The sequence below is a fragment of the Enterobacter sp. SENG-6 genome (genome assembly GCF_001605945.1).
Taxonomy (GTDB): domain Bacteria; phylum Pseudomonadota; class Gammaproteobacteria; order Enterobacterales; family Enterobacteriaceae; genus Enterobacter; species Enterobacter cloacae.
In genome coordinates this window covers 70,679-82,711 of the sequence record NZ_LOMM01000033.1, presented here as the reverse complement: position 1 = coordinate 82,711, position 12,033 = coordinate 70,679, and the positions used below count along the sequence as shown (strand labels likewise).

Sequence of the window (12,033 nt, the reverse complement as noted above, 5' to 3'; positions counted from 1 at the left end):
CGCTAATCATACCAGCAGGAATACGCCATGCGATTCACGATTATTTCTACGAAACCCGGTCATCAGCCGCCGCAGAGCAGTTGTGATTTTTATGCCCCCGGGGGCACTATTGGGCGCGGTACGGATAACAATCTGGTACTGCCGGACAATGACCGCACCATCTCGCGCCTGCAGGCTATTGTTCACGTTGACGCCCAGGGCGAATGCCGCGTGACCAACCGTGGCAGCGTCACCCGCGTGGTTTTGAACGACATCCCGCTGGAGCGGGGGCGTCAGGTAGAGCTGCAGGACGGGGATATTCTCGGTATTGATGACTACCGCATCGAAGTGACGGAACTTATCCACGACACGCAGCCGGTGAGCCGCATGGCCGCCAGTATGCAGCAGCAGGCTCGCCCGACAGTGGCGTCGACACCTGTTCCGCAGCCGAAGCCAGCCAGTGCCGCACCGCGCGGCAAGGCGGAGCCAACGGCCGTGCCGTCGGAAATCTGGGATAGCCTGATGCAGGAGTTCTCTATCTCTGACAGCATCTCCAGCAACCGCGCGAAACCGCAGCCTGCGGCGTCTCACGATCCCTTCTCGCAACCCGCGGCACCCGAGCGTAACGCTGAAGATCCGCTGGCAATGTTCAACGACAGCGAGCCGAAGCTTGAGCGTAAGAATGTCGATCCCGACACGCTGTTCAGCGATGAAGCGTTATTCAAAAAAGAGAGCATTTTTGACGATGTCACCCCTTCAACGCTGGTGCCGCCGGTAGAGAGCAAACCTGCGCCTGCAGAAGAGGCGACGGATGAACTCGACCCGCTGGCCCTGTTTGGTGGTTCGGCCAGCGCGCCAGCCGCGCGTAACGATGATCCGCTCGGGCTGATGGGCGGGGCGCCGTTAACCCATCCGGATGAGATCGTGCCTGAGCCATCTGCATCCGCGCCAGAGCCAGAGGCCGTACCGCAGGACGATCCGCTGGCGGATTCTCCGCTGTTTGCTCCTGAGCCACAGGATCCACCGCGTGCGGAAGAGGAAGAGCCGGTACGTACCGATTACGCAGGCTTTACCATGCCTACGCCGCAGGCCGTCGCACGCAGCAGCGCACAGACGCCGAAGGGACGTCTGCGTATCGACCCGGTCAAAAACGCGGCAGCGCCAAGCGCTACGGCGCAAAACGGTGAGAAAGGCGAGGTGCTGCAGGGCGAGCTGCTGGAGGCGCTGCTGGAGGGGATGGGCCTGAGCGAAATGCAGCCGGTGCCGCAGTTTGACCGTGAAAATATGCGTCAGCTGGGCCAGATCCTCGGCATGTTCTCGCAGGGCACCGTAGCGTTGCTCTCTTCGCGCTCTATCCTCAAGCGCGGCGTAAAAGCCGATATGACCATGGTGCTGGACGATGCCAACAACCCGTTCAAGCTGCTGCCGACCGGGAAAACGGTCCTGATTCAGATGTTCGGTACGCCGATGCCGGGCTTTATGCCACCCACCAAATCAGTGCGTGACGCGCTGATCGATCTGCAGGCGCATCAGCTGGGGATGATCTCCGGTATCCGCGCCATCATCGCCGCGATGCTGCAGTCCTTTAACCCGGAGCAACTGGAAGAGCAGGCGAAGCAGAACGGCATGACCTCTCGTCTGGCGCTGCCGGGCAGCCGCAAAGCCGCGCTGTGGGACTACTTTGTTCGCAGCTATGGCGAGACGGCCGGTGAGATTGAGGATGACTTCCACACCCTGTTTGGCGAAGCGTTCCTTCATGCCTATGACATGGAGGTCAATCAGTACAAAGACTCACAGAGCGGATCGGAAGAAAAATGAATATCGCAACGGCTTCTCTCTCCCGCCAGGGAACGCGCGCCAGCAATCAGGACCAGACGGGAGAAACCATAGGGGAACGTTCAGCCTGCTTTGTCGTCTGTGACGGCATCGCTGGTCTGCCGGGCGGTGAGGTGGCCGCTGAACTGGCCCGCAATAGCATCATCTCCCGTTTTGATGGCGACAAACACCTTAACGCGCAGCATATTCGTGACTATGTGCAAACCGCGAATCGCACCATTCTCAGCGAACAGCAGGCGGTGCAGGACTATCGCCGGATGGGTACTACGCTGGTCAGCCTGTTTATCGACCGGGATTACCGTCTGGCCTACTGGGCACACGCCGGGGACAGCCGTCTGTACCTGTTTCGTCGCGGCTGGCTGTGGCATGTCACCACCGACCACAGCCTGGTTCAGCAGATGAAAGATGCCGGTCACCAGACCGATAATCTCAACAGCAACCTGCTGTATCTGGCGCTGGGCATTGAAAACGGTGGCCCGGAAGCGAGCTACAGCGACGTGGTGCAGGTTGAAGACGGCGATGCCTTTTTACTCTGCACCGACGGTTTCTGGCACGGCGTCAGCGAAGAGCAGATGAAACAGTCGCTGCATATGGTCAACACCCCACAGGAGTGGCTGACCTTAATGAACCAAATCATTCAAAAGAATGCTGAACAGGAGGGGAATGCTCAGGATAACTATACGGCGCTGGCGGTATGGATGGGCAACCCTCAGGACACCACTTTGCTGCATACGCTCTCTGACGCAGCACAATTTCTTCCCTGCGGAACTGACTAGACACACAAGGAACGATATGAAACTTTGGCTATCGGGTTTGGCACTTCTGGCGGTGGCCTCCACCGCCCAGGCTGAAAATTTCCGCATCGTGCAGTCACCTGCGCAGAAGCTGGATATCTGGATCGACAACATCAAAGACAACACCCCGCAGAGCTGGTGTAAATCAGAGATTGCGCTGCGCATTGTGGCGAACGGCAATAAAGACGTTTCAGTGCTGGAAAACTTTGTTCCGCGTCTCGGCTCGCTGCTGGAACACCAGTGCAGCAAAGTGAATAAGCTGAGCTGGGCCCTCAACGATCCGGCAGGGACTACGCTTGCGCAGGGAACGGCAGACAAAGCTCAGGAGTGGAAGCTGGTGGTGAAACAGCAGCAGACGGCGCCCGCTGCGACCCAGACCAGCGGCGCGTTACTGCCACCTGACCAGAACGCTGAAACCAACACGGTGGCCGCTGACCGCACACCGTGGCAGGAGTTTACCCTCCAGGACGGCTGCCATCTGCGCACCTTCTGGGAAGGCGGATCTTCCGCGCCGGCGCTGTTTATTCCGGATTCCGACACGACCCGCTGCGGCAACGGCAGCTGGCTGAGCGGCCACACGGTTATCTCGCAGACCCGCAGCGGCGGTCAAAAAGAGATAGCGGTGACCTACATTCACGGCTTCCCGGTGATGGGGCTGAATCAAAGCGTCGACCCGGAACATGCCCTGATCACCTCCGTCAACAAAGAGCGTATGGTCTTTAGCACCCCGAACAGCGACCAGAGCTGGATGATCCTGCCTTACGACAGCGCCCTGAACGGCTGGAAAAGCAACGGCACGGTGGCCGTGGAGATCTCCCGTGAAACCGCCAGCGACGATGCAAAACTGCAGGCGCGTATTGCTGCAGTGAAGAAGGTCTGGAGCGCCTGGGTTACCCCTGGCACCACGCTGAATATTGTCCTGATTGATACCCTGCGTCCTCAGCTGCGTGACCCGGCAGTGGGCGCCTGGCGCGCGGCAAACTAAGGAATGGCTATGAATACGCTCTATCAACATCTGGCGGGCGAGTCGCTCAGCGACGCGCTGGTGCGTCTTGAAAACGAGATTAAAGCCCGTCCGGCGGATGCCGATCTCCGTGCCGCGTTTGTGCAGTTTCTCACCCTCAGCGGTAACTGGACGCGCGCGCTGACCCAGCTGAAAAGCTGGCTGGCGCTTAAGCCGCAGGCGAAACCCACCGTCACCCTGCTGGAGCAGTGCATTCAGGGAGAACTGCAGCGCGCGCAGGTGATGGCGGGAGAACGTCGTCCGGCCATGCCGGAAGCCCAGTGGCCATGGCTGACCACCCTTGCTGCCGCGCTGAGCGAGAGCGATGAACGCGCTCACGCGCTGCGTCTGGAAGCCCTTGAACAGGCGCAGGCGAGCGCGGGGCAATGGACGCTAGAGAATGATGAGACGCAGACCTTTGAATGGCTGATGGACGGCGATGCCCGTCTGGGGCCGGTGTGCGAAACCCTTGTTAACGGCCGTTACTTCTGGTTGCCGTTTAGCGCTATCGCGGAGATCCGTTTCCAGGCTCCGGCCAGCGTCACCGATCTGGTCTGGCGTCATGCGCTGGTGCGTTTGACCGATGGGACGGAGCAGGTGTGTCAGATCCCGGCGCGTTATCCTTTTGCCGCCGATGCCTCTGACGCCGTTAAACTCGCACGCACCACCGAGTGGCTGCCGCTCGATGATGACGGCACTCTGTATGAAGGGTTGGGGCAGAAAGCCTGGCTCAGCGAGCAAAGCGAAAGCCCGCTGCTGTCGCTGAGTCTCGTTACTTTTGCAACGGATGGAGCCCATGAGTAATCCTGCTGGCGAAGGCGATCTGCTGCGCAGCGGCTGGCAAGCCCGCAGTAAGCAGGAGAAGGTGGGGGCGCGCGATAAAATGCAGCCCTCGCTGCTCGATCGCCTCACCGATAACGACCCGGAGAAAAAGCGCGAGTCGGCCAACAGCAACCTGATCACCCATGCCGCGCTGCGTCGCAACGTGCTGCGGGATCTGCAGTGGCTGTTTAATACCATCAATCACGACGCCTCCGGCGATTTGAGCATGCTGCCACACGTAAGCCGTTCGGTAGTGAATTTTGGCGTTGCGCCGCTGGCCGGAAAGCGCATGTCGGATATCGAATGGCACGACATTCAGCGCAAACTCACTGAGGCCATTGTCAACTTTGAACCCCGCATTTTGCCCCAGGGGCTGCAGGTCCGCTGTGTGTCGGACACCTCCTCGCTGGATCTGCACAACGTGCTCTCCATCGAGATAAAAGGGCGTTTGTGGTGTGTGCCGTACCCGCTGGAGTTTCTGTTTCGTACCGATGTCGATCTGGAAAACGGCCACTTTGAACTGAAAGATGCGGGGTGATCGTGGAAAGTAAACTGCTCGAATATTACAACCGTGAGCTGGCCTATCTGCGTGAGATGGGCGCCGAATTTGCCGAGCGCTATCCCAAAGTGGCCGGACGGCTGGGCATGCGCGGCATCGAAGTGGCGGATCCGTACACCGAACGACTGATGGAGGGCTTTGCCTTTCTGACCTCGCGCGTGCAGATGAAAATGGACGCGGAGTTTCCGCGCTTCTCCCAGCGCTTGCTGGAGATGATTGCGCCTAACTATCTCGCGCCCACTCCGTCCATGGCGATTGCTGAAATTCAGCCTGACAGCAGCCGTGGCGATTTGAGCAACGGTTTTATCGTGCCGCGCGGCACAATGATGGACAGCCTGGCGCTGAAGAAAACCGGCGTGACCTGCAGCTACACCACGGCGCATGAGGTGAACCTGCTGCCGCTGAAAATCGACAAGGTTGAACTGGGCGGTGTGCCTGCCGACCTGCCCCTGACACAGCTTGGTCTGGGCCAGCAGGGGATCAGCAGCGCCTTACGGATCCGCATTGCCTGCGACGGTCCGCAAAACCTCGGCCACCTTGATTTTGACCGGCTGGAGTTTTTCCTTAGCGGCCCGGATATCGAGGCGTTAAAGCTGCTGGAGCTGGTAATGGAGCACCATGTCGGGGTGGTCTGCCAGACCGTCAGCAAACATCCGCAGCGTGATGTGCTGGCGTCTGATGCCCTGCGTCAGGAAGGGTTTGACGCGGATCAGTCGCTACTCCCGGACGATCTGCGCAACTTTGACGGCTACCGTCTGCTGCAGGAGTACTTTGCTTTTCCGGCCCGTTTCCGCTTCATCAGCCTGAGCGGGCTGAGCAAACTGATCCAGCGCTGCGAAAACGAAAAAGCCTTCGATATCTTCATTCTGCTGGATAAAACCGATGAACAGCTGGAGCGCGTTGTCGATGCCAGCCATCTGGCCCTGCACTGCACGCCGGTGATCAACCTGTTCCCGAAGGTAGCGGCGCGTCAGAAGCTGAGCGAAGGCCAGCATGAATACCATCTGGTGGTGGATAACATCCGCCCGCTGGATTACGAAATTTACGCGGTAAATAAGATATACGGCAGCGCGGATGGTCAACGCGACGACCAGACGTTTCGTCCGTTCTGGAGCACCTGGAGCGGTGATGCGGGCAACTACGGGGCCTACTTTTCCCTGCGCCGGGAACAACGCGTGCTCTCTGAGCATGCCCTGCGTTACGGCACCCGCACCGGCTACATTGGCTCGGAGGTCTTTGTCTCGCTGGTGGATGAGCAGCATGCGCCCTGGCAGGAGAACCTGCGCTACATCTCCGCCGAGGTGCTGTGCACCAGCCGGGATCTGCCGCTGATGCTGCAGCAGGAGCTGGGACAGTTCATTATGGCTGACTCCATGCCGGTGAAGTCGCTGACCTTGCGTAAGGGGCCGACGCCGCCGCGTCCGGCGCTGGCAGAAGGGTTCAGCACCTGGCGGTTGATCAGCCAGCTACAGATGAACTACCTCAGCCTGATGGACAGTGAAAACGAAGAGGGCGCCGCCGCGCTGCGTCAGCTGTTAGGGCTGTACGCCAATCTCGCGGAGACGCCGGTTGCGCGTCAGGTAGAAGGGGTTCGTCACTGCGTGCTGGAGCCGGTTCACCGCCGCGTGCCCGAGCCGGGACCGGTCGTCTTCGCCCGTGGCATCGGCATTACCCTGACGGTGGATGAACGTGCGTTTTCCGGTGCCAGTCCCTGGCTTTTCGGTAGCGTGCTGGAGCGGCTGTTTGCCCGTCTGGTGTCGATCAACAGCTTCACGGAATTCACCCTGAAAAGTCAGCAGCGCGGCGAGATCGGCTACTGGGCGCCGCGTATGGGCAAAAGGGCACTGGTATGAGCGACGTTGTCACTGCGCCACTGAAGGTCCATCGTCTGACGCCGCTGCCGGACAGTTTCTGGCGCGGGGTTCGCGAGACGCCATGGCGCTACGATCTGTTCCAGCTGTTAAGGCGCATTGATGCTCAGGGCGGGGAGCGCTACCCGCTGGGGCGTGCGCCGCTGCCAAAATTCGAGCCGCTACGCCTGGGCCAGCAGCCGTCGATGAGTTTTGCACCTTCGACGGTGGCGCAGGTACGCCAGCGCGAAGGCAACGGGCTGCACGAGGTCTCCATTCTGAGCTTCGGCCTGTTTGGTCCTAACGGGCCGCTGCCGGTTCACATGACCGAGTACGCCCGCGAGCGGATTCATCATCATCAGGACACCAGCCTGAGCGCGTTTGCCGATCTGTTTCATCATCGTCTGACGCTGCTGTTTTATCGCGCCTGGGCCGATGCGCAGCCTGCCGTCTCCCTCGACCGCGCCGACAATAAACGTTTTGAGGGATATCTGGCGTCGTTGATTGGTATGGGGCAGCCCGGCCAGATGGACAAAGGCAGCCTGAGCGCCCATGCCCGCTTTACCCACGCCGGACACCTGACCCGCCACGGACGGGATCCTGAAGGTCTGGAAAAAATCCTGCGTAACTATTTTAAAGCCCCGGTCAAACTGATCGCCAACGTACCGCAGTGGATGCCGCTTTCACCGCGCGAGCAGGCGCAGCTGGGAGCAGGACGCCGCGTGCCGCGGATGGGCGAATCTGCGTTTCTGGGCGTGGCGGTCCGCGACGTGCAGCATAAATTTCGCATCGAGATTGGCCCACTCAGCGCGGAAGAGTACAACCGGTTTTTGCCCGGAGAAGCATGGGTAACCGAACTGCGGGACTGGGTACGCCAGTACGCAGGGGTGGAATTTGAATGGGAAACACGGGTGATCCTGCGCGCTGACGCCGTGCAGGGCGCCACGCTCGGCAGCACCGGGCGATTGGGGTACAACACCTGGCTGGGCCTTCAGCCGCAGCCTGTCCCGCGTGGCGATCTGGTGTATCGCGCAGAGCGGTAATCCTTCCGTATACCGAATCATTGTTAATGGAAACTAACATGTCAGAAATTAGCCGTGCCGTGCTTTTCGGCAAACTGGATACGCTGTTATTTACCTCTCTGGAAAGCGCCACCGCGTTCTGCAAGCTGCGCGGCAACCCCTACGTCGAGCTGGTGCACTGGCTGCATCAGTTGATGCAGCAGCAGGATGGCGATCTGCAACAGGTGATCCGTCATTTTGCCCTCGACGAACAGCAGCTGACGCGCGATATCGTGGCGGCGCTCGATGCCCTGCCGCGCGGAGCCAGTTCCGTTTCCGATCTCTCCGAACATATTGACAGCGCCGTCGAGCGCGCCTGGGTCTATGGATCGCTGAAGTTTGGCGTCAGCCGTATCCGCGGCGGCCATCTGCTGATCGGCATTCTGAAAACCTGGAATCTGGCGAACGTGCTGAAGAGCATCTCGGCGCAGTTTACCCGTCTTAACGTCGAGGTGCTGATTGAGCAGTTCGATACTATCTGTGCCAACAGCAAAGAGACGCAGCAGGCCGCTGCCGCAGTGGATGCGCCAGCCGGTTCGGTGCCTGCTGCCCAGGGAACGCTGGCCCAGTATGGTCAGGACCTGACCGCCCGTGCCCGTCAAGGCAAAATTGACCCGGTGGTTGGGCGCGATGAAGAGATCCGCCAGATGATCGATATCCTGATGCGTCGCCGCCAGAACAACCCGCTGCTGACCGGGGAAGCCGGCGTCGGAAAAACGGCGGTGGTGGAAGGGCTGGCGCTGCGCATCGCCGACGGCGATGTGCCGGAGCCGCTGCAAAACATTCAGCTGTGGCTGCTGGATATCGGTATGCTGCAGGCCGGTGCCGGGATGAAAGGCGAGTTCGAAGCCCGTCTGCAGGCATTAATCAACGAAGTGCAGTCCAGCGCCACGCCAGTCATTCTGTTTATCGATGAGATCCACACCCTGATCGGTGCGGGCGGTCAGCAGGGCACCGGTGACGCCGCCAACCTGCTGAAGCCAGCGCTGGCGCGTGGACAACTGCGTACCATTGGTGCCACTACCTGGGCGGAATACAAAAAATACATCGAGAAAGATCCGGCACTGACCCGTCGCTTCCAGACGGTGCAGGTACATGAACCCGATGAGGCCAAAGCGGTTCTGATGCTGCGCAGCACCGTGTCGCCGCTGGAGACCCACCACCAGGTCTTACTGCTCGACGAAGCGGTTAGCGCAGCCGTGAAGCTTTCGCATCGCTACATTCCGGCCCGTCAGCTGCCGGATAAAGCCGTTGCGCTGCTGGATACGGCCTGCGCCCGCGTGGCGGTGAGCCAGAGTGCACCTCCGGCGCAGCTGGAAGATTGCCTGCGCCATCTTGCGGCGCTGGACGTAGAAATTGAGATAGCGGAGCGCGAAGCGCGCGTCGGTGCAGGGGAATCTGAGCGCGTCACGGCATTAACCGCAGAGCGTGACGCGTATGAGGCCAAACGTGAGGCCCTGGCTCAGCGCTGGGAAGACGAGCGTAGCCTGGTGCAGGAGATCATTCGCCTGCGTGCCGCACTGTTTGCGGCGGGCGATGACGACACCGCTGAGCTGCGCAGCCAACTGGCAGAGCAGCAGCAGGCGCTGAACGCCTTACAGGGTGATGAACCGCTGCTGTTTGCCGCTGTGGATGAAAACGTGGTGGCGGCCGTAGTCTCTGACTGGACCGGCATCCCGCTGGGCCGGATGGTGAAAAACGAGATTGATGCGGTACTGAACCTCGCCGACACGCTGAACCAGCGGGTGATTGGCCAGCGTCACGGTCTGGATCTGATTGCCCGCCGGGTGAAAACCTCCCGGGCAAAACTCGACGATCCGAACAAGCCGGTTGGCGTGTTTATGCTCTGTGGCCCGTCCGGCGTGGGGAAAACCGAAACCGCGCTGGCGCTGGCGGAGTCGCTGTACGGTGGGGAGCAGAACGTCATCACCATCAACATGAGTGAATTCCAGGAAGCGCACACCGTTTCCACCTTAAAAGGTGCACCCCCGGGATACGTCGGGTATGGTGAAGGCGGGGTGTTAACCGAGGCCGTCCGTCGCCGTCCTTACAGCGTGGTGCTGCTGGACGAAATCGAAAAAGCGCACCCGGACGTACATGAGATCTTCTTCCAGGTCTTCGACAAAGGCTGGATGGAGGATGGCGAAGGTCGTCACATTGATTTCCGTAATACGATTATTATTCTGACGTCTAACGTCGGGACCGAGCTTATCAGCGCCATGTGTGCCGATCCGGAACTGATGCCGGAACCGGAGGCGTTAAGCGGGGCGCTGCGCCAGCCGCTGCTGGAGGTGTTCCCACCGGCGCTGCTGGGCCGTCTGCTGGTGGTGCCGTACTATCCGCTGAGCGACGCGATGCTGGGGCAAATTGTTCGCCTGCAGCTCAAACGCATTCAGCGTCGGCTGGAAGAGAATCACAATATTATTTCCGAGTTTGATGACAGCGTTGTAGAACAGATTGTTCAGCGCTGTACCGAGGTGGAATCAGGTGGACGTATGGTGGATGCGATCCTGACCAACACCTTGCTGCCTCAGATGAGTCAGATATTACTTACCGCCAGCCGCAGCGACGAGCAGTACCGACGTCTGCATGTCACCTGCGAGCAGGGCGAGTTTCACTGTCAGTTTGCCGCGTAATAATCATCAAGAGAACTGTAAAAGATGACGGATAATGATAACAATCGGACTGTCCCAAACGCGCTCCCGGTCGGGTATCGCTTCAACGAGTTTGAAATTAAAGAGGTGATTGGCGGCGGCGGATTCGGCATCGTCTATCGCGCCTGGGATCACCAGCTCGAACGCACTATCGCTATCAAAGAATTTATGCCTTCCTCGCTCGCCGTGCGCGGCGACGACATGACGCTGGTACTGCGCAGCGAACGCTTTGGCAAAGCGTTTTCGGCGGGGCTGAACAGCTTCATTCAGGAAGCCCGCCTGCTGGCGCGCTTCAACCACCCGAACCTGCTGCACGTGTTGCGCTTCTGGGTGCAAAACGATACGGCTTACATGGGCACGCTGTTTTACAGCGGCACCACGCTTTCTCGCCTGCGCGAGGAGAAGCCGGAGCTGATTAACGAGGCATGGATCCGTCGTACGCTGCCGATGCTGTTTGGCGCAATCAAGACCATCCATGACGAGGGCTATCTGCACCGCGATATTTCGCTGGATAACATTCAGATCCAGGATAACGGCCTGCCGGTGCTGCTGGACTTCGGCTCCGCGCGTCGCACCATCGGTAACCTCTCTGACGAAACCGAGACCATGCTGCGTCCGGGCTTTGCGCCTATCGAGCAGTACACCGACGACAACGAAAGCGAGCAGGGACCGTGGACGGATATCTACGCGCTCGGCGCGGTGCTGCGCACCCTGATCGTGGGCTCACCGCCGCCGGTCAGCGTGGTGCGTTCTATTCAGGATACCTGCAAACCGCTGGCGGAAATCCAGCCGCAGGGGTACTCCCTGTCGCTGTTGCAGGCTATCGACCGTGCCCTGGCGTTGCACATGGAAGACCGTCCGCAGTCTATTGATGAGTTCGCGGCGTTAATCGAGATGCCGGTCGCCGGTATCGATGACGTGCTGACTGCTAAAAAACCGGGCACCATGCTGGTGCCGGTGGAAGAAGAGGCACCGGCTTCGGCGTTTGACTGGCGTCGTTACAAGATCCCCGGGATGGTTGCCGCGGGTGTGCTGGTCGGGGTGGTCGCTGGCGCGATGCTGTTCAGCGGCGGCCACGATGCACCAGAGCAGGCTGCGCAAGCGCCGGAAGCATCCCGCACGACGGAAACCGCATCGAACGCGCCAGATGTCAAACCGGAGACCGCGAAGGTGAGCGAACAAGCGGCAACGCCTGCGACAGCGCAACCGACGCCGCCACCGGTTGAAGCCAGCCCGATTGCTCTGGTCTACATTCGCATCCTTGACGGCGAGACGTTGAAAGTGAACGGCGAGCCGAAAGCGCTGCGTCCGGCGAACAACGGCTATGCATCGCTCAAGCTGCCGGCGGGTGAGGTGAGCATTGAACTGCAGGGCAACGGCAGAACCCGTAGCCAGACGCTGGATATCGTGAAGCCTGGCACCTGGCTGGTGAATCCGTAAACAAGGCGAACAGGGACTGGTAACAGGACGGAGCG

General features: G+C 60.0%; 9 protein-coding genes. All 9 read left to right on the top strand.

What is annotated here, in order from left to right; genetic code table 11:
- Positions 1-27: 27 nt before the first annotated feature.
- From tagH to AX755_RS16105, 9 genes are read left to right on the top strand one after another with little or no spacing between them, the layout of a single operon-like run.
- The gene (gene tagH, locus AX755_RS16145; RefSeq protein ID WP_062857078.1) at positions 28-1,797 is read left to right on the top strand and encodes a type VI secretion system-associated FHA domain protein TagH; all 1,770 of its coding nucleotides are present in this window, start codon (positions 28-30) and stop codon (positions 1,795-1,797) included.
- On the top strand, positions 1,794-2,591 hold the full coding sequence (locus AX755_RS16140) for a PP2C family protein-serine/threonine phosphatase (protein WP_013096185.1): 798 nt from the start codon (positions 1,794-1,796) through the stop codon (positions 2,589-2,591). The genes tagH and AX755_RS16140 overlap by 4 nt, the downstream gene beginning before the upstream one ends.
- A 16-nt stretch (positions 2,592-2,607) precedes the next feature.
- Entirely contained in the window at positions 2,608-3,594 is a 987-nt protein-coding gene (locus tag AX755_RS16135) for a hypothetical protein (RefSeq protein ID WP_058682228.1), read from the top strand.
- Between the two features lie 9 nt (positions 3,595-3,603).
- Positions 3,604-4,416 carry a type VI secretion system accessory protein TagJ gene (locus AX755_RS16130; RefSeq protein ID WP_020690873.1) on the top strand — a complete coding sequence of 271 codons (813 nt, stop codon included), beginning with the start codon at positions 3,604-3,606 and terminating at the stop codon, positions 4,414-4,416.
- Complete coding sequence (tssE, locus tag AX755_RS16125) at positions 4,409-4,972, top strand: type VI secretion system baseplate subunit TssE (protein ID WP_013096188.1); 564 nt, start codon at positions 4,409-4,411, stop codon at positions 4,970-4,972. The genes AX755_RS16130 and tssE overlap by 8 nt, the downstream gene beginning before the upstream one ends.
- A 2-nt stretch (positions 4,973-4,974) precedes the next feature.
- A complete protein-coding gene (gene tssF, locus AX755_RS16120; RefSeq protein WP_038420938.1) occupies positions 4,975-6,846 on the top strand; it encodes a type VI secretion system baseplate subunit TssF in 1,872 nt (623 codons plus the stop codon).
- The gene (gene tssG / locus AX755_RS16115; protein WP_013096190.1) at positions 6,843-7,886 is read left to right on the top strand and encodes a type VI secretion system baseplate subunit TssG; all 1,044 of its coding nucleotides are present in this window, start codon (positions 6,843-6,845) and stop codon (positions 7,884-7,886) included. The genes tssF and tssG overlap by 4 nt, the downstream gene beginning before the upstream one ends.
- 38 nt (positions 7,887-7,924) lie before the next feature.
- On the top strand, positions 7,925-10,540 hold the full coding sequence (gene tssH / locus AX755_RS16110) for a type VI secretion system ATPase TssH (protein WP_062857077.1): 2,616 nt from the start codon (positions 7,925-7,927) through the stop codon (positions 10,538-10,540).
- A 24-nt stretch (positions 10,541-10,564) separates the two neighbouring features.
- Positions 10,565-11,998 carry a serine/threonine protein kinase gene (locus AX755_RS16105; RefSeq protein WP_023620597.1) on the top strand — a complete coding sequence of 478 codons (1,434 nt, stop codon included), beginning with the start codon at positions 10,565-10,567 and terminating at the stop codon, positions 11,996-11,998.
- Positions 11,999-12,033 lie beyond the last annotated feature (35 nt).

Bases quoted from the DNA above. Each gene is read 5' to 3' on its own strand.
- tagH (WP_062857078.1), top strand. From the start codon at position 28: ATGCGATTCACGATTATTTCTACGAAACCCGGTCATCAGCCGCCGCAG.
- AX755_RS16130 (WP_020690873.1), top strand. From the start codon at position 3,604: ATGAATACGCTCTATCAACATCTGGCGGGCGAGTCGCTCAGCGACGCG.
- tssH (WP_062857077.1), top strand. From the start codon at position 7,925: ATGTCAGAAATTAGCCGTGCCGTGCTTTTCGGCAAACTGGATACGCTG.
- tssE (WP_013096188.1), top strand. From the start codon at position 4,409: ATGAGTAATCCTGCTGGCGAAGGCGATCTGCTGCGCAGCGGCTGGCAA.
- tssG (WP_013096190.1), top strand. From the start codon at position 6,843: ATGAGCGACGTTGTCACTGCGCCACTGAAGGTCCATCGTCTGACGCCG.
- AX755_RS16105 (WP_023620597.1), top strand. From the start codon at position 10,565: ATGACGGATAATGATAACAATCGGACTGTCCCAAACGCGCTCCCGGTC.
- AX755_RS16140 (WP_013096185.1), top strand. From the start codon at position 1,794: ATGAATATCGCAACGGCTTCTCTCTCCCGCCAGGGAACGCGCGCCAGC.
- AX755_RS16135 (WP_058682228.1), top strand. From the start codon at position 2,608: ATGAAACTTTGGCTATCGGGTTTGGCACTTCTGGCGGTGGCCTCCACC.